Source organism: Flavobacterium sp. WC2416, assembly GCF_041200095.1.
In the GTDB taxonomy this organism is placed as follows: Bacteria; Bacteroidota; Bacteroidia; order Flavobacteriales; family Flavobacteriaceae; genus Flavobacterium.
This window is the reverse complement of the sequence record NZ_CP165626.1, coordinates 1620696-1639815: the sequence shown is the minus strand read 5'-3', so window position 1 is coordinate 1639815 and position 19120 is coordinate 1620696. Positions and strand designations below refer to the sequence as shown.

19 protein-coding genes are annotated in these 19120 nt (G+C 32.4%); 4 read left to right on the top strand and 15 right to left on the bottom strand.

The genetic code is table 11. The features are described from left to right. Positions 1–91: 91 nt before the first annotated feature. Positions 92–586, top strand: coding sequence for an RNA polymerase sigma factor (locus AB3G39_RS06950; RefSeq protein WP_367754478.1), 495 nt, complete (start codon positions 92–94; stop codon positions 584–586). Positions 587–591: 5 nt separating this feature from the next. Beyond that, the gene (locus tag AB3G39_RS06945; RefSeq protein WP_367771313.1) at positions 592–1224 is read left to right on the top strand and encodes a hypothetical protein; all 633 of its coding nucleotides are present in this window, start codon (positions 592–594) and stop codon (positions 1222–1224) included. A gap of 38 nt (positions 1225–1262) precedes the next feature. Here AB3G39_RS06945 and AB3G39_RS06940 read toward each other — a convergent pair whose 3' ends face one another. Both AB3G39_RS06940 and AB3G39_RS06935 read right to left on the bottom strand, forming a co-directional pair. Then, the gene (locus tag AB3G39_RS06940) at positions 1263–2072 is read right to left on the bottom strand and encodes a lysophospholipid acyltransferase family protein (protein ID WP_367771316.1); all 810 of its coding nucleotides are present in this window, start codon (positions 2070–2072) and stop codon (positions 1263–1265) included. 122 nt (positions 2073–2194) lie between these two features. After that, positions 2195–2842, bottom strand: a complete 648-nt coding sequence (locus tag AB3G39_RS06935; protein WP_369769783.1) for a CoA pyrophosphatase — start codon at positions 2840–2842, stop codon at positions 2195–2197. 95 nt (positions 2843–2937) lie between these two features. On the opposite strand from AB3G39_RS06935, the gene AB3G39_RS06930 reads away from it, so the two are divergent. Then, positions 2938–3372, top strand: a complete 435-nt coding sequence (locus AB3G39_RS06930) for a DUF4268 domain-containing protein (RefSeq protein WP_367771322.1) — start codon at positions 2938–2940, stop codon at positions 3370–3372. 81 nt (positions 3373–3453) lie between these two features. On the opposite strand, the gene AB3G39_RS06925 is transcribed toward AB3G39_RS06930, so the two are convergent. The 11 genes from AB3G39_RS06925 to guaA all read right to left on the bottom strand — a co-directional run bounded on the left by AB3G39_RS06925 (position 3454) and on the right by guaA (position 16765). Continuing rightward, positions 3454–3864, bottom strand: a complete 411-nt coding sequence (locus tag AB3G39_RS06925; RefSeq protein WP_367754487.1) for a hypothetical protein — start codon at positions 3862–3864, stop codon at positions 3454–3456. Positions 3865–3873: 9 nt separating this feature from the next. Next, complete coding sequence (locus AB3G39_RS06920) at positions 3874–4818, bottom strand: NAD(P)H-dependent flavin oxidoreductase (protein WP_367771325.1); 945 nt, start codon at positions 4816–4818, stop codon at positions 3874–3876. A 15-nt stretch (positions 4819–4833) separates the two neighbouring features. After that, a complete protein-coding gene (locus tag AB3G39_RS06915; RefSeq protein WP_369769782.1) occupies positions 4834–6468 on the bottom strand; it encodes a S8 family serine peptidase in 1635 nt (544 codons plus the stop codon). 90 nt (positions 6469–6558) lie between these two features. After that, a complete protein-coding gene (mnmA, locus tag AB3G39_RS06910; RefSeq protein WP_369752327.1) occupies positions 6559–7746 on the bottom strand; it encodes a tRNA 2-thiouridine(34) synthase MnmA in 1188 nt (395 codons plus the stop codon). 73 nt (positions 7747–7819) lie between these two features. Further along, positions 7820–8527: a toxin-antitoxin system YwqK family antitoxin gene (locus AB3G39_RS06905; RefSeq protein WP_369764651.1), complete on the bottom strand. Its 708-nt coding sequence runs from the start codon at positions 8525–8527 to the stop codon at positions 7820–7822. 92 nt (positions 8528–8619) lie between these two features. Further along, positions 8620–10518, bottom strand: coding sequence for a membrane protein insertase YidC (gene yidC / locus AB3G39_RS06900; RefSeq protein WP_367754492.1), 1899 nt, complete (start codon positions 10516–10518; stop codon positions 8620–8622). Between the two features lie 113 nt (positions 10519–10631). Next, entirely contained in the window at positions 10632–12245 is a 1614-nt protein-coding gene (locus AB3G39_RS06895; protein WP_367754494.1) for a CTP synthase, read from the bottom strand. Between the two features lie 152 nt (positions 12246–12397). Then, positions 12398–12631 (bottom strand): DUF3820 family protein, encoded by a 234-nt coding sequence (locus tag AB3G39_RS06890; RefSeq protein WP_367754496.1) that lies wholly within the window; start codon positions 12629–12631, stop codon positions 12398–12400. An 85-nt stretch (positions 12632–12716) separates the two neighbouring features. Continuing rightward, positions 12717–13118 (bottom strand): OsmC family protein, encoded by a 402-nt coding sequence (locus AB3G39_RS06885; RefSeq protein WP_367771342.1) that lies wholly within the window; start codon positions 13116–13118, stop codon positions 12717–12719. Continuing rightward, on the bottom strand, positions 13118–15109 hold the full coding sequence (locus tag AB3G39_RS06880; RefSeq protein ID WP_369769781.1) for a LysM peptidoglycan-binding domain-containing protein: 1992 nt from the start codon (positions 15107–15109) through the stop codon (positions 13118–13120). The genes AB3G39_RS06885 and AB3G39_RS06880 overlap by 1 nt, the downstream gene beginning before the upstream one ends. Before the next feature lie 126 nt (positions 15110–15235). Further along, positions 15236–16765: a glutamine-hydrolyzing GMP synthase gene (gene guaA, locus AB3G39_RS06875; RefSeq protein ID WP_369769780.1), complete on the bottom strand. Its 1530-nt coding sequence runs from the start codon at positions 16763–16765 to the stop codon at positions 15236–15238. Between the two features lie 274 nt (positions 16766–17039). Here guaA and AB3G39_RS06870 point away from each other — a divergent pair, with 274 nt between their 5' ends. After that, a complete protein-coding gene (locus AB3G39_RS06870) occupies positions 17040–17567 on the top strand; it encodes a hypothetical protein (RefSeq protein WP_367771348.1) in 528 nt (175 codons plus the stop codon). A 24-nt stretch (positions 17568–17591) separates the two neighbouring features. On the opposite strand, the gene AB3G39_RS06865 is transcribed toward AB3G39_RS06870, so the two are convergent. Beyond that, positions 17592–18293, bottom strand: coding sequence for a hypothetical protein (locus tag AB3G39_RS06865; protein ID WP_367771350.1), 702 nt, complete (start codon positions 18291–18293; stop codon positions 17592–17594). A 160-nt stretch (positions 18294–18453) separates the two neighbouring features. Next, positions 18454–19050, bottom strand: coding sequence for a hypothetical protein (locus AB3G39_RS06860; protein ID WP_369769779.1), 597 nt, complete (start codon positions 19048–19050; stop codon positions 18454–18456). Between the last annotated feature and the right edge of the window lie 70 nt (positions 19051–19120).

The following is a 19120-nucleotide window of genomic DNA, read 5'->3' as shown; positions in this document are numbered from 1 at the left end:
ACAAGACTTTATTGTAATTCAAATCATGGTGCTAGAAAATAAAAAAGCGGTACTTTGTAACAAAATCTAAATTTAGATTACTAACGTATATATGAGTGAAAATCTAGAACATTCTTTTGTAAAGCAACTGAAGGACAATCAGAATATAATCCACAAGATATGTAGGTTGTATACTGACAACGAAGATGCACATAAGGATTTGTTTCAAGAAATCACCATTCAACTATGGAAGGCTTTTCCAAAATTTAGGGGCGATAGCAAATTTTCTACTTGGGCGTATCGTGTTGCCTTAAATACTGCCATTACTTTATACAGAAAAAACAAACGATCGATCGCTACAGTTGAATACGAGAGCCGGCAGCACTTTATCAAAGAAGTCGATTACAACTATGAAGAAGAAGAACAGATTAAGCTCATGTACAAAGCGGTTTATCAGCTCAGTGATATTGAAAAGGCGTTGGTCTTTATGTATCTAGAAGACAAAGATTACCGAGAAATTGCAGAGACATTAGGGATTAGTGAAGTCAATGCGAGAGTTAAAATGAACAGAATAAAAGGGAAATTAAAAAAGATATTAAATCCTTAAGGAATATGAAAGAGCTGGATTTATTAAAAAAAGACTGGAAAAAGAACGAGAATTCTTTTGTTCAGATAAGTGAAATAGAGATTTATAAAATGATTCATAAAAGATCCTCGTCTATAGTAAAGTGGATTTTGATTATTAGCATTTTAGAAGTACTTCTATGGACATCCATTAGTATTCTTTTTAATACTGATGACTATTTTAAAAAAATGGATCATGTTGAATTGATTCCTTTTATGAAGGGAATTACTTATTTAAACTATGGTGTAATATTGGTTTTTATCTATTTATTTTATAAAAATTACATTCAAATTTCAACTACCGAATCTACTAAACAATTAATGAAAACCATTTTAAGAACAAGAAAAACGGTTCAATGTTATGTATGGTATAATCTAGGAATGGCATTGATTAGTTTGATTATCGGGTATATAATTGCTTTGCTATACAATCCCGAGACAAGTGCTTTAATGAGTCAAATTACAAATAGCGGAAAAGTTATGGCTATAACTATTGGCGTTTTAGTATTAACAACTGTTGCCTTTTTTGGTGTTTTTTGGTTATTTTACAGATTACTTTACGGCATCCTGCTACGCAGATTGTATGCTAATTATAAAGAATTAAAAAAAATAGATTTATAAAAAAAAGAGTTAGCCATGGCTAACTCTTTTTTTTATAATTAATATTCCCACCTACGGAGCTTATTTAATTTTTCCTGCTCTTCTATTTCCTCACACGGAATTACCTTTAGGAAAGACGGATGTTGTTCAATAGCATACTCAACTTTTTCAACAATTTCATCAATTGTATCATTATCATAGTCAATTTCTAAAGGTTCTTTAATTATAAAAGACTGAAGAATTCCTTTCTTTTTCATACGTAGTCCCTTTTTGTCAAATGAACGTCTAAAGCCATCAATTACAATAGGTACCACTATAGGACGGTGTTCTTTTATAATGTGAGCCGTTCCTTTTCGAACTGGCTTAAAAGATTTAGTCGTTCCTTGAGGAAAAGTAATTACCCATCCATCATTTAGCGCCATTTTTATGTTCTCCGTATCGTTAGGGTTTACATCTTTTTTCTCTGTTACATCAACCCCTTTTGCTCGCCAAGTACGCTCTACGGATATCGCTCCAGCATATGCCATAATACGTGGCAACAAACCAGATTTCATTGTTTCTTTGGCAGCTACATAATAGATATTCATCTTCGGTTGCCATAAGTAACATACATTTTTTATGGTATCCTCACGACCACTTAGGCTAGCATTAAAAACATGAAACATAGCTACTACATCAGCAAAGTATGTTTGATGATTGGATATAAAAAGCACATTTGTATCTGGTAGATTCCTGATAATCTCCGAACCTTCAATTTTTAATTCATTAAATCCTCTATAGCGCCTGTGTGTTGCTGCACCAAAAAATCGAATTAACCATTTTTTCAAAAATAGTATATGACCAAAAGGATTTCTCTTAAATAACCCCATAAAAGTGTTTGTTTATTTTTTTGATTTCGGATTACAAACTTACAAAAATTATTTTTGTCGTGTTTTCGAAACACCTAATCTCTTATCCTACATTTATTTTACTTCAATTTTAAGTTAATAAACTAAATTCTATATTCTAGTGTAGAATTCAAAACATCTTTCAATTCACTCAACATCATTGCCGTAGCCCCCCAAACCACTTGCCCTTCTATTTCAAAAGCAGGAACATTAATATCATTTGCATACGAAGTTGAAAGTCTAGCATTAATAATTATTTCATCATTTAGAAAAACGGATAATGGCAGCTCAATTATTCTGGCCACTTCACTAGCATCAGGAACAAAGCAAATTTCCTCACTGCAAATTCCGAAAAAAGGATATACCATAAAATTACTTGGCGGAATATACATAGGTGTAAAAGGCTTTATTATTTTCATTTTTTCAGGAAGGACACCAATTTCTTCATGTGTTTCACGCAAAGCTGTTGTCGAAAAATTTAAATCCTCTTTTTCATATTTACCTCCTGGAAATGCAATTTGTCCAGAATGTACCCCTTCATACGAATTACGAACAATAAGAACCAAATGTGTTATTCCATTTTTAGGATAAAGCAACATCATTACTGCAGCTTTTTTAGCGTTTTTATTCTCCACAGTACTATTTAAGCTTTCAATCCTTTCCATAGGAGCCATTTTCACATGGGAAGCCATAGCGGGAAGTTTCGCTTCTGCTAAACAAGGAACAAATTCTAAAAATGATTGAAAATCCATTATCAAAGTCTATTTTTGCATTCAAATTATTATATAAATATAGTCTAGAAAATAAGATTTCGCAAATTTTCTAAAATCAAATTCAGAGAAACAAAATGTACAGCAAAGAAGAAACTCAAAAATTAAAAAGAGAATTCTGGATCACATTCGCAGAGAAATACCCAAGAAAATGGGTCCTATACGATACCAAAATAAAAGACTTCTCCTTTAAATTTTATGTTGACAATAAAAAAGCACAAGTCTTAATTGACATTGAACCTCGCAATGACGAAAAGCGTACTGCTTATTTTGAGAAAATGGTAGCTTTAAAAAATATTTTAGAAGAGGAATTTATTAAAGATTTAGTTTTTGAAAAAGACTATGTTTTAGAAAGCGGAAAAACCATTAGCCGAATTTGGGTAGAAAAACTAGGTGTAGGTGTAAGTAATAGAAACAATTGGGATGTAATATTTGATTTCTACAACGATAAAATGAGCGCCTTGGAACTTTTCTATTTAGAATATGATGAGTTTATTAAAGATGTAGAATAATTATCTTTATAAAGACCACGGTAAAAATTGTTTTTAAATCATAAAAAAAGTCGCTATTCGCGACTTTTTTTATGATTTAAATTACATATTGAAAATATTATATACAATAATTCTGTTATCATAATTGATATACAATTGTTTTCTATTGTCCTGATTTTTTCTTGTAATAATTGATAAGGTACAATCCTCTCCATTATTATCTTTACAAGTAAAAGAATACACAATATCAGTATCATTTTCGGCTATTGGTTGATACACGATAATCTCAAATAACTGAATCACTTCTGAATAAATTACAAATCTGCTTTTATTAGTGTCCAATGAAACTAAAATGTTGACCAAATTCAAGTCGGACCATTTCCCCCATTTTCCTCTTTCGTTTTTTTCCAAAACACTAAACCCAGAAGTTTTAAACTTATAATTTTGACTGTATCCCTGCTGCAGACCAAGTCCTAAAAAAAGTAATATGATATATAATTTTATTTTAGTCATTTCTTTATATTAAAAATCAAACACTTCAACTTCTTTTCTAGCTGTGTCAAAATCAGCAATCATTTCTATTATAATTCCTTCAGCAGATTTAATTTCATTGATCACTCCTGCTATTTGTCCTATTTCTAGTTCTCCTTCAATTAAATCTCCTTCAAACATACCCCGTTTTGCTCGCGCTCTACCTAATAAATCAATTAATTCTTCTTTGGTTGGGCATTTTTCATAAAGCGCTTGAACATCATTATAGAATTTATTTTTCACTAAACGCACTGGAGCTAATTCTTTCAATGTCAATTGCGTTCCACCTTCTTTGACATCTAAGATTGTCTTTTTGAAATTTTCATGTGCTGATGATTCAATTGAGGCCGCAAACCTACTTCCTACTTGTACCCCATCAGCACCAAGAACCATAACAGCTAGCATTCCTCTCCCAGTACCAATTCCTCCAGCTGCAATAATAGGAATTTTAATTTGTTCTTTAACTATTGGGATTAATGTTAATGTGGTTGTTTCATCCCTTCCATTATGACCACCAGCTTCAAAACCTTCAACAACAACAGCATCAACGCCTGCCTCTTGTGCTTTTAAAGCAAATACTAAACTACTCACAACATGCACAACAGTTATTCCTTTTTCTTTTAAAAATGATGTCCAGGTTTTGGGATTTCCTGCCGAAGTAAAAACGATTTTCACCTCTTCTTCGACAATTATTTTCATAATCTCTTCCAAGTTAGGATATAACATGGGAACGTTCACTCCAAATGGTTTTGACGTTTCTTTTTTACATTTTTGAATGTGCTCCCGTAAAACTTCCGGATACATTGATCCAGCACCTATCAACCCTAGTCCTCCAGCATTACTGACAGCGCTGGCCAATTTATGTCCACTAACCCAGATCATTCCTCCTTGGATTATTGGGTATTTAACATTGAAAAGTGTTGTTATTTTATTCATTTAGTAGATTAAATGTTACTGCTTTATAATTTTACCCATCTTTGAAAAACCATCCGATTCTATTTTATAAATGTAAACTCCATTACTTAAAGAATGTAATGAAATGGAATCTGAATTTGCACTCAGGTCTCTTTCTAGAATCTTTTGACCGGAAAAAGTATAAATAATTACTTTTCCTTTATTAAAACTTTCAGGAAATGAAACCGTAACAAAATCAGTTGTTGGATTGGGATACAGTACAAAACTAGTAGTAGAAAATTGATTTACATTTAGCGTTCCTTTATTCAAAGCTAAACTAAAATCAGGTATTCCATAACCATATTGATTTGTTGGATTGGTAAATCGATCTGCAGATTCAAGAATTAATTGTCGAATTTCTTTATTGGTTTTATTAGGAAATGCTTGCCAAAAACTCGCTATTATTCCTGCCATTATAGGACTGGAAAAAGAGGTGCCATTTGAAGTAATTATATTACCAAATTCATCTGATAAAACTGTCGAAACACCTTGTGCCATAACATCTGGTTTTATTCGCCCATCAAAAGAGGGGCCAATAGAACTAAAAGAAGCCCTAACCTCCGTTGCATTTACAGCACCAACAGCAAGCACTGAAACAGCATCAGCTGGGACTGCAATATAGGGATTTCTAGTTCCTCCTTCATTGCCTGCAGCCGTAACAACTATCATCCCTCTACTAAAGGCTATTTCGGCTCCGCGAGACATGAAAGTAGTCGTGCCATTCATTTCACTATAAGTATGATTATAGGTTGGATTATCAAATTCAAAATAACCCAATGAAGTATTAATTACATCAACTCCCAAACTATCCGCTTTTTCTGCCGCTTCAACCCAAAGAGATTCCTCGATAGGATTTTCTGAAGTGGTATCTTCTGTAATAAATAAATAATAGGATGCATCAGGGGCAGTACCAACTAAAGCATTTTCTTTATATCCTCCCATTGTGGAGAGCACCGAGGTTCCGTGTGAATTTCCTGTATAAAAATTTTCGCTCCTCGATACAAAATTATACCCTCCTAGTATTTGATTGTTATCTTTTAATCTTTGAAAAGGCAAGGCTGAATCCACTCCTGGATAACCAGCATCCATAATGGCAATTATTTTACCTGAACCAGTAAAATTTTGCTGATGTAAAAGCTGTCCATTCACCATTTGTATTTGATTTGCCGATGTTCCGTAAGTATAATCAGCTTTAATTCTCTTCGTTTTACTTTGCTCTTTAACGCTAGTTACCTTTGCTAGCTTTTCAGCTTTAACAGTCTTAGCACCTAGATTTAATGTTTTGTTTGCAAAATCAACTTTGTCTACAAAAGCAAAATCTTTTATTGAGTTTATTGCTGTTTGAGTTCCACGAACATGAATCGCATTTAACCATTTAGATTTAGCCATTACAGTAATTCCGGAAACCAATTTAACTTGGCTTACAAAGTCTTTATTCATTGGAATATCCATGAAGTCCAACGCAATATTTTGATTTGTCCTCCTATCCAAAGCTCTTTGAGAGAGCATCAGCAAAGGAGATTCATAATACGACTGTGAATTTGCTTTGGCATTAAAGTACACCCAAGCATCCTCTTGAGAAAAAGCGAATGTAGTCAGAAATAAAAAGAAGAATAAACAAAGCTTTTTCATAGTTAACAATTAGAATCAAGAAAACGTATTGAAATAAATATCTTCTGGTAATAGTTTTTTTTTTAACAATCTCAAAAATAAAACAGCAAGCTAAGAAATAACTCCCGAACCAACTAATTCATCTCCAATATACCAAGCTGCAAATTGACCTTCCGTTATTGCGGATTGTGGATCTTCAAAAGACACATACATCCCATTTTCAAATTGATGCAATACTGCTTTTTGTAATGGTTGTCTGTACCGTATTCTTGCCATCACTTCCATCGATTCTCCATTGGCCAATGCCAAATCATTACGAATCCAATGTACTTCTTCTTTTTCGATAAACAGTCCTTTCCTAAACAAACCAGGATGCTGGCTGCTTAAACCCGTATAAATTGTATTGGTCTCTACATTTGTTGCAATTATAAATAAGGGATCAGTTGTTCCTCCTACATTTAATCCTTTGCGTTGCCCAATGGTAAAATAATGTGCGCCTTGATGTTTTCCAACTATTTTACCCATTTCTGGAGTGTAATGAATTTTATTAGAAGCTATTATTAATTTTTCTTCAAGGGATAGTTCTTCTTGTTCATTAAAATTATAAATAGAATCATTTTTATCAATCTGAATTATTGTTCCCTCTTTTGGCTGCAATTTTTGTTGCAAAAATTCAGGCAAACGTACTTTCCCAATGAAACATAACCCTTGAGAATCTTTCTTTTCAGCCGTAACTAGTTCCATTTCGGCAGCAATTTCTCGTACTTCAGGCTTCGTTAGCTCCCCTATAGGAAATAACGATTTGGCTAATTGCTCTTGTGATAATTGACAAAGAAAATAAGATTGATCTTTATTATTATCAGCACCCGCTAATAATTGATAAACGGTTTCTCCATGCACTTCTATTTCATTCTTTTTGCAATAATGTCCAGTAGCTACATAATCAGCCCCAAGACTTAGAGCAATTTTCATAAAAACGTCAAATTTTATTTCGCGATTGCAAAGTACATCTGGATTTGGAGTACGTCCTTTTTCATATTCGCTAAACATATAGTCAACGATCTTTTCTTGGTATTCTTCACTTAAATCTACAGTTTGAAAAGGGATTCCTAGTTTTTCAGCCACTAGTAATGCATCGTTACTGTCTTCAAGCCATGGGCACTCATTAGAAATAGTAACGGAGTCATCATGCCAATTCTTCATAAAAAGACCAATCACTTCATATCCTTGTTTTTGCAGCAAATAAGCCGCAACACTTGAATCCACACCTCCAGAAAGTCCTACTACAACACGTTTCATTTCAAAATCTTTATTAATTTTATAAGACTGCAAAGTTACAAAGTTTTATTACAGTATTAGTTCCAACGTAAAGTTAATTGCGCTTGGCTTTTGGAGCACTTTGAGTAGCACTCATATTTACTTCTTTGACTCCTTTTCCTTTTTCAAAAAACTGCCAAACACCTGTTTTTTTTCCATTGATAAATTGTCCTTTTGAAACTACAGATCCATCAGGGTCTTTAAAAATAGCCAAGCCATTATATTCATTATTCTTATAAACGGATTCTTCAAGAACAATTCCGTTTTCAGAATATTTCTTATAATTTCCATCTTTAAAATTGGCAACATAAAAAGCTTCTTCAGCGATTTTACCACTGAGATAATATACACTTCTCACTCCTTCCAATTTCCCTTTTTTATAATTTTCGGTTGTCATAATCTTATCTGATGCCTGATGGTAATATTTCCATGAGCCTTCATATAATTTATTAATGACATTACCTTCGCTTACTTTGTTGTTTTTTTGATCGTAAAAAATAGTATAAGCTCCATTGTCTTTAGAATTGAATTCTCTCGTAGCAATTACAGAACCTAGTTTAGTGTCATCAAAAAACTTAAAAAGTCCTACTTCTTTTCCATGGGAAAAACTTCCTTCATATCTTGGTCTTTTAGACTCTTCATAAATGCCTTTCCAGACTCCTTGCTTTTTCCCATTTGCATCCAACACATTGGATTGTGCTTGAAGTAAAAAAACATTCAATAAAAGCAAAGCCAATAATCCTATCTTATAAAATACTTTCATAAATACTTTTTTAATACTAACGTTTCCGTGAAATTAAAATTACATTTAAAATAAAAAAATCCCGAATTAACGAGATTTTTTTTAAACTTAAATTATTTCTTTTTTTGTTCTGCTTTAATAGCTTCTTGTTGTGCCATAACTTCTTGCAGTTTTCTTTGAAACTTACCTTGTTTTTTGGGCTCTTTCAATTTGTTTTCTTGAATTTGAGCGTGAATTTTATCACTATCAATGATATAATTCTTAATTACAAGCATAATTCCAATTGTAATAGAGTTAGATATAAAATAGTACAAACTCAGTCCAGCTGCATAATTATTGAAGAAAAGCAACATCATTAATGGTGAAATATAAATCATCACTTTCATCATTTTAGCCATATCTGGCATCCCTTCTTGTTGAGGAGCTGCCATTTGTTGATCTCCAGTTGTCATTTTCATATAAAAGAAAATAGCAATAGAAGCTAATATTGGAAACAAACTAATATGATTCCCATAAGCTGGAATATGAAACGGTAATTCATAAACAGAGTCATAAGACGATAAATCATCTGCCCAAAGGAACCCTTTTTGTCTTAAACTGATTGCCGAAGGGAAAAACTGAAACAATGCATAGAATACTGGCATTTGCAATAAACCTGGTACACAACCGGCCATTGGGTTTACGCCTGCTTTATTATACAACTTCATTGTTTCTTGCTGTTTTTTCATTGGGTCTTTTTTAAATTTCTCCCCCAATTCAGCAATTTCCGGTCTCAATACTTTCATTTTTGCTTGTGACAAAAATGATTTATAGGTTATAGGAGACATTACCAGTTTGACTAATATTGTAAACAATACAATCGCCCAACCTTGTTGTAAGAACAAAGTCAAGAAACCAAACATTGGAATAAAAGCATGACGGTTAATCCAACCGAAAATTCCCCATCCTAATGCAACAATATCTTCTAAATTACGATCGTACGATTTCAACAATTTATAATCTGTTGGACCATAGTACCAATTCATTTTCTGGTCAATTTCTCCATTTTTAAAAGCCAATGGAACAGTTGCTTTAAATTGTTTGGTGTAAGTTGTATCAACATTATCACCACCAACCAAATTATTAGAATACAATTCCGCTTTTTCAAAAGGAGTGCTAGTCAATAAAATAGAAGAAAAGAAATGTTGTTTGTAGGCGATATAAGAAACACCTTCAACAGTTTCTGTTTTATCTTTACCAGAACCCATATAATTACTCTTACCATCTTCATGCTCATAGTACATCTCAGAATAACGGTTTTCAGTAGTTATACTTTTTTCATTAGTATACCCTTTTAAATCCCACTCTAAATTTAATGGTTTTGATGTATTCAATACTTTACTCAATCCTTGAGATTGAATATCAAAATCCAACATGTAATTATCGGCTTTCAAAACATATTTATATTCTAAATATTGGTCGTCAGCTGATTTCAAACGCATTGTCAAAATTTGGTCTTCCCCATTTTTTGTCAAAGTTGGTTCAAAATATAAATCCTTAGTATTTAAAGTATGATTATCACTTGTAAACAACTGAATATTTAAATTGGCATTATTGTCTTTAATCAACTTCACCAATTCTCCAGAACCTTTTTTAAATTTTTCAAAATTCTTTAAGGTTGCTTCAACAATATATCCACCCTTATTAGCAATTTTTAGTATTACTAATTTATTTTCGATAGTTGTATAAGCTTCTTTAGCTGAAGGAAGTGCTGCAGAATAAGCAAAATTCCCTAATGACTTTTGCAATTGAGCCATTTGTAGTGTATCTCCAACCGCCACAGTTGCTGGAACTGTAATCGTTTTTGAAGCATCTTCTTTGGATTTAGCTTCTTTTACAACCAACTCTTTTTTGGCTTTTTCTGCCGCAATATCTTTTTCAGATGGCTGATTGTTATACATTATCCATATTAATATCCCAAATATCAATATAAAACCAATTATCGAATTAGGATCAAATTTTTTTTCTTCCATTATAATTTTTGTTCAAAGTTTAATGTTTTGAGTGCTTATAGCAACTCGCAACAATTAGAATTAGTATTCTTGTGTTTAATTATTGATACAACAATCAAACTGGTTGTTGAATATTATTTTTTACTTGCTTTTACAGCCGCTGCCACAAAATTCACAAAAAGTGGATGTGGGTTAGCTACCGTACTTTTATATTCTGGATGGTACTGTACTCCAATAAAAAAAGGATGATCTTCTAATTCTATAATTTCTACCAAACCTGTATCTGGATTCACTCCAGAAGCTTTTAATCCTGCCTCATGCAAAACATTTACATACGCACTATTGTATTCGTAACGGTGACGGTGACGTTCTGATATTGTAGTTTGACCATAGATTTTATGTGCCAAAGTATTAGGCTTAATATCACATTTCCAAGCTCCCAGACGCATTGTCCCTCCTTTGTCAGTAACATTTTTCTGCTCTTCCATTAAATTCACCACAGGATGTGTGGTTTGTTCATTCATCTCTGTTGAATTTGCATCAGCATAACCTAAAATATTTCTTGAATATTCGATTACTGCCATTTGCATTCCTAAACAAATCCCGAAGAAAGGCATTTTATTTTCACGTGCATATTGAACTGCTGCAATTTTACCTTCAATTCCTCTTTCCCCAAATCCTGGAGCTACTAATATAGCATCAAGGTCTTTGAATTTTTCATTTACATTTGAAGCATCTATATATTCCGAATGGATAGAAATAACGTTCACTTTAGTTTCATTGGCAGCACCTGAATGAATAAAAGCTTCCAAAATTGATTTGTAACAATCTTGCATTTCTACATATTTCCCAATCAAACCAATATTTACAGTATGTTTTGGATTTTTTATTCTACGTAAAAAAGTATTCCAGTTTTTCAAGTCTGGAGCTGCTTTTTTAGGCAAATCTAATTTTTTTAAGGCTACAACATCAAGTCCTTCTTCTAGCATTAAATTAGGAACTTCATAAATAGTAGAAGCATCAATTGATTGAATAACTGCTTCTCTTTTTACATTACAAAATAAAGCCAATTTATTACGAATTTCATCCGAAATTTCATGTTCCGTTCTACAAACTAAAATATCCGCTTTTATTCCGCTTTCCATCAATGTTTTTACGGAATGCTGTGTAGGTTTTGTTTTCAATTCCCCAGCAGCAGCTAAATAAGGCACCAAAGTTAAATGAATAACAATAGCATTATGCTCTCCCATATCCCAAACTAACTGACGAACAGACTCAATATATGGTAAGGATTCAATATCTCCAACAGTACCACCAATTTCAGTGATAACTATATCAAAATCACCTGTTTTACCAAGTAATTGCATTCTATCTTTAATTTCATTGGTAATATGAGGTACTACTTGTACTGTTTTACCTAGAAATTCTCCTCTTCTTTCTTTTTCAATAACCGAAAGATAAATTCTTCCCGTAGTGACATTATTCGCCTGAGAAGTAGGAACATTTAAAAAACGCTCATAATGACCTAAATCCAAATCTGTTTCTGCTCCATCATCCGTTACATAACACTCCCCATGTTCATAAGGATTTAATGTTCCTGGGTCAACATTTAAGTAAGGATCAAACTTTTGAATAGTTGTCCTATATCCTCTTGCTTGTAACAGTTTTGCTAAAGATGCTGCAATAATTCCTTTTCCTAAGGAAGAAGTCACACCTCCTGTAACAAAAATATATTTTGTTTGATTCATTATGTTGTTGTTTGTATTGTAGTTGTGTAAAAAACTTGGCAAAAATACGATTATATATTGAGAAAATACTAATTTAGAAATGAGATAATTTGGAAAATTGACAATTGTTTAACGTCGTTATTTAAAAATAAAAACAGCATTAATTTAAGAAATTAACGCTGTTTTGGATATCTTTTTTTAATATTTAGTATCAATTCTTCTAACCCATTCAATTTTATCTCGTAAATTAGTTTTAATTGCTCTCCTAATTCTCCTTTTGGAAATCCTTTATTATGATACCAAACCACATAATATTCTGGTAAATTTATCAGATATCTTCCTTCATATTTACCAAAAGGCATTTTAGTATGAGCGAGCTTAATCAGTTGTTCTTGATTTTTATCCATTTTTTAAACTTAGAAAAAAAAGCAAAAGTTAAGATGCCAAAAGCGCTAAACCTCGTGCATCTTAACTTCCACTTTACATTTCTTTTTATTTCCAGTTAAAAGTAATTCGCTTCTCTATTTCAACATTCAAACTTAGAAAAACAGGACATGTCATCGCCGTTCTTTCTAAAATAGTTTTGTTTTTTTGATCCGCATCGACATTCATATGAAAAATTATTTCGATTGCTCCAATTCTTCTTGGTTCGGCATTCATAATTTTAGTTACTTCTGCAGTAGATCCTGTCAAATCGACATTCAAATCACGCGCTTTTATACCCATCACAGTCATCATGCAACTTGCCAACGCATTAGCTACTGTGTCTGTTGGCGAAAAAGCTTCTCCTTTTCCATTATTATCTATAGGTGCGTCCGAAACAATTTCACTTCCAGATTGCAAATGAATTGATACTGTCCTTAAATCACCCAAATAGGTTACTTTTGATGTCATTAGTTTGCTTCTTTTATTGTTAAATCGGAATCGTAGTACATTATGAAAACACCTTTGTTGGTATAACCACCATCTTCTTTTTTATAATACTCAAACTTATTCTCAATTTGTTTAGTTGCTGCTGAATTTACCGTTTCCTCAAAAGTTTTATTTTGAACCAATCGCATCATCGTATCAAAAGTCACATCAAATCCACGAGTAGCATAATCACTAGGATAAATGGAATTTATTTTTTTAAATTCTTTTTCAAAAACAATACCACCTGGAGTCTCATCATCTCGAGTCACTGATGGATACATTAGTTTCAACTTAATCAAATTGGCAAACTTAATTTCATCTGTATCCAACGTTTCATTAGGCTCTAATATTACCAATTGAACCTGATAATCAGACATAGAACCTACCATTGCTGCGATAGTCGTTTTTATCATCCATGTATTTCCAGTTTCCATAACTACATAATTCATCTTTCCTTTCTGTAGCATGCTTTTCAAACTTTCTCCAGACACGCTTCCATTTTCTTTGAAAGCTACAAATGGAACGTCTTTTTGGTATTCTTTGATATATTGAACTATGGATTCCTTTTTCTTATCTACAACCGCCATAATATTTCCATTATGCGCTCTCATATAATCAAACATGGTGTTTTTTATCACTTCACTAGTTGGAATTGTTTGATATAAATTAGCATACGGGTTTCCAACATCTTTTGAAAGTGGAGAAATCACTGGAATGTTATTTACACTCAATAACTGAGCAGCAATTTCAGCATTACTTTGATAAAAAGGACCAATAATTGCATTGGCCGTTTCAAGATTGTTCTTTTTGATAATTGAAGCTACATTTGAGCTATTTTTAGTTTCCTGCGAATCGTATATCTCGATATCTAAAGGAAGTCCTAATGTTTTAGCAGAATCAATTGCCATCAATGCGCCTGCATAAAAGTCCAAAGTCATATTCAAAAACTTATCCTTCTTCAAACGAGATGCATTAGAATTGATCGTATCACTTTCAATTAAAGGAATATTAAATGGTAATAACAAAACCATTCTTTTACGATAACCTAAATTATTATTTTTGGTTAACGCTGCGTATTCTTTTCTTTCTTCATTTACAAGAGAAGTTTTAACTGGAACTTTTAAAATCATCCCAATTTCAACTCCATTTTTCAGTTCCGGATTAAGAGCAACAAACTCTTCCTGACTCATCCCATAAGTTTTAGATAAGCTATAAAGTGTTTCTTTAGGCTGTACTTCATAAGTGGAGTACTTAACCTCCGTCGAAGTTGCTATTGGAATTTGCTTTACAATTTCTTTTTTAACTTCCTTTGTTTCCTTTTTTAAATCCGCTTGCTCCATTACTTTTGGAGCAGTCCCTTTAATTATTAATCGATACCCAATTGGCAAATTAGATACTACTTCGGGATTGCGTTTTTCTAATTCTGCAATTGAAATTCCATATTGTTTAGCAATGGAGTATTTAGTTTCTTTTGCGAGTACATCATGATACACGTACTTCTCTTGAGTTACTGTTGCCACTTTATTGACAACCGAATTTTTCACACTATTTTTCGAAGGAATCGTTAACACTTGTCCTATTTGCAAACCCTCTTTCTCAATAAAAGGATTGGCCTTTTTTAAATCTTCGTCAGAGACACCATATTTTTTTTCAATTCCATATAAAGTTTCTTTAGGAGTCACTTCATGCGTTACACCTGTTGGTCCTTTTACATTAGAATTAATAGGATTACTTTTAATCTCAACTATTTTAGCTCCAGATTTTTTTGGAATTAGCAAAACACTGTTTGGCTTTAATCCGCTTTGTGCATCTGGATTTAGTTGATAGATATCAAATGGAGTCACTTGATATTTTTGTGCAATTTGGCTTATCGTCTCTCCTTTTTCTACTTTATGTGTAATTGCTTTTTCTTGGGAAGAAATAGAATTAACAGACATTAAAATAGTAATACAAATCGCTAAAAAATATTTCATTATTCTTATTTATAAAATTATTGTTTCAAAGATAAGAAAACGGTATCAAATTTTATTCCAAAATCTGATACCGTCTTTATAATAATAGTAAAATTAATGATTCTTACAAACCAAAAACGCTACATTTTATTCCCATTCTATAGTTGCTGGTGGCTTTGAGCTAATATCATATACCACTCTATTTACCCCTTTTACTTTATTAATAATATCATTTGACACTTTCATTAAGAAATCATAAGGCAAGTGTACCCAGTCAGCAGTCATACCATCTGTAGACTCTACTGCGCGAAGCGCTACTACTTTTTCATAAGTACGCTCATCACCCATTACACCTACACTATTCACCGGAAGCAAAATAGCTCCTGCTTGCCAAACTTTATCGTATAATCCCCACGATTTTAGTCCGTCAATGAAGACTTTATCAACATCTTGTAAAATTTGTACTTTTTCAGGAGTGATATCTCCTAAAATACGAATGGACAATCCTGGTCCTGGAAAAGGATGTCTTCCTAATAATTCAGGATCAATTCCTAATGATGCACCTACTCTACGCACTTCATCTTTAAAAAGCATACGAAGCGGTTCTACAATTTTCAATTTCATATAGTCAGGTAATCCACCTACATTATGATGCGATTTAATGGTAGCTGAAGGTCCTTTTACCGAAACTGATTCAATTACATCCGGATAAATTGTTCCTTGTGCTAACCATTTTACGTCTTCAATAAGATGTGACTCATCATCAAAAACTTCGATAAAAACCCTTCCGATAATTTTACGTTTGGTTTCTGGATCACTAACTCCTGCCAATTCTGACAAGAAACGATCACCAGAATCTACCCCTTTAACATTCAATCCCATTCCTTTGTATTGATCTAATACGCTTTGGAATTCATTTTTGCGAAGCAATCCGTTATTTACAAAAATACAGTATAGGTTTTTACCAATAGCTTGATGTAATAAAACAGCTGCTACAGTTGAATCTACTCCTCCAGAAAGTCCAAGGACTACTTTGTCATCTTGTAATTTCTCTTTCAATTCTGCAACCATTTCCTCTACAAAAGCATTTGGTGTGAAATTTTGAGGAACATCAGCTATTTTAACCAAGAAATTCTCTAACATTTTTGATCCATCAGTAGAATGAAAAACCTCAGGGTGATACTGTATTGCGTAAGTAGTTTCACCTTCAATCTTGTACGCTGCAAATTCCACATCATGTGTACTAGCAAGCTTCACTCCATTAGTAGGTAATCTTTTAATACTGTCGCTATGACTCATCCAAACCTGACTGTTAAGGTCAACTCCATCAAAGAAAACTTCTTCTTCTTTTATATAAGATAAATTAGCTCTACCATATTCTCTCGTATTTGATGCTGCTACTTCACCACCACTAAAGTGTGCTAAATATTGCGCACCGTAACAAACGGCTAACATGGGTAATTTTCCTCTGATTTGAGATAAATCAGGATGTGGAGCGTCTTCTCCTCTAACAGAAAATGGGCTTCCACCTAGAATTACGGCTTTATAACTTGATAAATCACTCGGAAAATGATTGTATGGGAAAATTTCGCAGAATATATTTAATTCGCGAACTCTACGCGCAATAAGTTGAGTATATTGCGATCCGAAATCTAAAATAAGTACGTTGTGTTGCATGCGCAAAAATACTTTTTATATTCGGAATTGAAAAATTGAAATTTGAAAAATATTTATTTTTTTTTTACAACAAACTTTATTGCACTATTTACAAGCCGAAATAGTAATTTTAGAACTACTAATGAAAAGCACGATCAAAAAGTATTTAAACACAAAAAACGCTCCTGCTTCATTAAAGAACTTTCTGTATTTAATATAGTATATTTGCCAATCATACATTCAACCTATTTATTCAAAATACACTTTGAGTATGTGACCCAAATTTAAAAAGAAGATGAAAATAAAATCATATACCGTTATCGCTCTATTGTCCTTAGTTGTTTTTTCATGCAGTGTAATTGACAACCTACTCACTTTTACCGTTTCAAACCAAACTGAGTTTAAAATCGCTAGTAATTTCCCACTTAATGTGGCAAGCGGCATCGTTACACCAGATGTTCCGACCAACTCAAGTGCCCAATTTGATAATAATAACACGAAAGCTAACTTAGTAAAAGACGTTAAGTTAAAAGAATTGAAACTAAGTATAACAGATCCAACCAATAAAACATTTAGCTTTTTAAAATCAATACACATCTATATTTCAACGGATGCAAATGATGAAGTAGAATTAGCTTATTTAGATAATGTCAACGCTACCACAAACACAATAATGCTAACACCAACTTCTGAAAAATTAGATAAATATATCAAGGCATCCAGCTATAAATTAAGAACTGAAGCTGTCATTAAAGAATCTTTAACTACAGATATAACAGTTAAAGCAGATATGAAATTCCAAGTAACAGCTGATCCTTTTTAATTTAAAAAGGACAAAGACCGACTCTTATTCTTTTATAAATGTAAATTTAGACTTGACTCCTGTATCAAAATTATTCCACAAGTCAGACAATAACAAGTTTCCGTCGTTGTCATAAATATAAAAAGCGCCCGTATTCCCACCTAAGGCTCCACGATTCAGGGCTTCCAACTCTAGATAATTCAATCCCTCTTGAAGTTCGATTTTAATATCTTTTAAATTGCCTTCTAAGTATAAATTATTGGCTAGAACCGTACTCTTATAATTTTGTATAATAGTGGCTTTTATTAAATCGCCATCAATAGCGCCATAATCTCTTACTCGAATCACTAAGTTTTTAGATTTCGTACGAATAATTCCAAAACTTAAGTCCTTTTCATTTAAATAAGAAGTATCTTCTTTTAATCCATTATTGACTAATGATTTATCAATACTTTTATTCAATTTATCTCTTACTTCATCACCTGGATTTACAAAATCATTAGTTCTAGTCATCGAAATGGGATCAGGATCACCAATTTTAAAATTGGTACTAGGCAGTTTGGATTCTGGTTTTTTAAATAGATTAGGTGCTAAAATATCTGGAGGAGCCACTGTTACTGGTGCAGCTTTTTTAGCTTTAATACCTGTATCCAAAGGTGGTATTGCCTTAAACTTAGAACTAAACTCCATTTGAGAATAGCCGTTTATTGCAAAACACATCATAATTGCCAGTAATACCTGCTTCATATTATACCACTTTGTTTTAATTACTCTAAATATTGAGATGCCACAAATATACCAAGCTTTCTATTTAGAAAACAAAACCTCGAGCGAACATTAAAAAAAATTTAACCTAATCAATCTTAAATAATGCTTTCAAAACCTATCTTTTATATAAAAAATGTACTTATTCTTTGTTTATGATTATAGTAGCCATATATCCAATACCTATGTTCCATTGGCTAGACGAAATTAACTTCCCTTTATCGTCATACACTTGAAATTCGGCTGTATTAGGTGGAGCAAAACCTTCATTTAATGCCTCAAAATCGATTCTATTAGTTCCTTTTTCAAGTTTTACATCAAATACTTTAAAGTTACCATCCAAAAGGACATCATAATCTATAACCTTATAATTTACATAAATCCTTATTCTATCCCCATCGACATAAGCTCCATCACGATATTGTACTCTTGCCGTTTTAGAACTCGTTTTATAAACGCCTAAATCTTGATTTCTTCTGTAGGCTTCAGAAGCTACAATAACATTACTTTTAGGTACTTTAAAATTATTTTCTGGTATTGCAGTAGCAAAATAAGGCAATACTTTAGGTGGTCCCGGAATTGATGGGACTACTGGTTTTACTTTCAAATCTTTAGCCTTAGGAGGAATCGCTTTAAACTTTGTGCTAAATTCTTCCTGCGAGTATCCATTAAAAATCATCCCTAAAAGGAAAAGAAAGAGAAAAATTTGATTCAAAAAAATTTTATTATTATTCATCATTTCTTTTTAAATTAAAACCACTTTATAAAATCGGCAACCTCTAATTATAAACTCCTATTTATAACTATAA

Excerpts from the sequence above, each read along its gene's own strand:
- AB3G39_RS06915 (WP_369769782.1), bottom strand. The coding sequence starts at position 6,468 with ATGAAAAAGCTTTGTTTATTCTTCTTTTTATTTCTGACTACATTCGCT.
- guaA (WP_369769780.1), bottom strand. The coding sequence starts at position 16,765 with ATGCAACACAACGTACTTATTTTAGATTTCGGATCGCAATATACTCAA.
- AB3G39_RS06865 (WP_367771350.1), bottom strand. The coding sequence starts at position 18,293 with ATGAAGCAGGTATTACTGGCAATTATGATGTGTTTTGCAATAAACGGC.
- AB3G39_RS06940 (WP_367771316.1), bottom strand. The coding sequence starts at position 2,072 with ATGGGGTTATTTAAGAGAAATCCTTTTGGTCATATACTATTTTTGAAA.
- AB3G39_RS06930 (WP_367771322.1), top strand. The coding sequence starts at position 2,938 with ATGTACAGCAAAGAAGAAACTCAAAAATTAAAAAGAGAATTCTGGATC.
- AB3G39_RS06925 (WP_367754487.1), bottom strand. The coding sequence starts at position 3,864 with ATGACTAAAATAAAATTATATATCATATTACTTTTTTTAGGACTTGGT.
- AB3G39_RS06860 (WP_369769779.1), bottom strand. The coding sequence starts at position 19,050 with ATGATGAATAATAATAAAATTTTTTTGAATCAAATTTTTCTCTTTCTT.
- AB3G39_RS06945 (WP_367771313.1), top strand. The coding sequence starts at position 592 with ATGAAAGAGCTGGATTTATTAAAAAAAGACTGGAAAAAGAACGAGAAT.
- AB3G39_RS06905 (WP_369764651.1), bottom strand. The coding sequence starts at position 8,527 with ATGAAAGTATTTTATAAGATAGGATTATTGGCTTTGCTTTTATTGAAT.
- AB3G39_RS06870 (WP_367771348.1), top strand. The coding sequence starts at position 17,040 with ATGAAAATAAAATCATATACCGTTATCGCTCTATTGTCCTTAGTTGTT.
- AB3G39_RS06885 (WP_367771342.1), bottom strand. The coding sequence starts at position 13,118 with ATGACATCAAAAGTAACCTATTTGGGTGATTTAAGGACAGTATCAATT.
- AB3G39_RS06935 (WP_369769783.1), bottom strand. The coding sequence starts at position 2,842 with ATGGATTTTCAATCATTTTTAGAATTTGTTCCTTGTTTAGCAGAAGCG.
- yidC (WP_367754492.1), bottom strand. The coding sequence starts at position 10,518 with ATGGAAGAAAAAAAATTTGATCCTAATTCGATAATTGGTTTTATATTG.
- AB3G39_RS06920 (WP_367771325.1), bottom strand. The coding sequence starts at position 4,818 with ATGAATAAAATAACAACACTTTTCAATGTTAAATACCCAATAATCCAA.
- AB3G39_RS06890 (WP_367754496.1), bottom strand. The coding sequence starts at position 12,631 with ATGGATAAAAATCAAGAACAACTGATTAAGCTCGCTCATACTAAAATG.
- AB3G39_RS06895 (WP_367754494.1), bottom strand. The coding sequence starts at position 12,245 with ATGAATCAAACAAAATATATTTTTGTTACAGGAGGTGTGACTTCTTCC.
- AB3G39_RS06950 (WP_367754478.1), top strand. The coding sequence starts at position 92 with ATGAGTGAAAATCTAGAACATTCTTTTGTAAAGCAACTGAAGGACAAT.
- mnmA (WP_369752327.1), bottom strand. The coding sequence starts at position 7,746 with ATGAAACGTGTTGTAGTAGGACTTTCTGGAGGTGTGGATTCAAGTGTT.
- AB3G39_RS06880 (WP_369769781.1), bottom strand. The coding sequence starts at position 15,109 with ATGAAATATTTTTTAGCGATTTGTATTACTATTTTAATGTCTGTTAAT.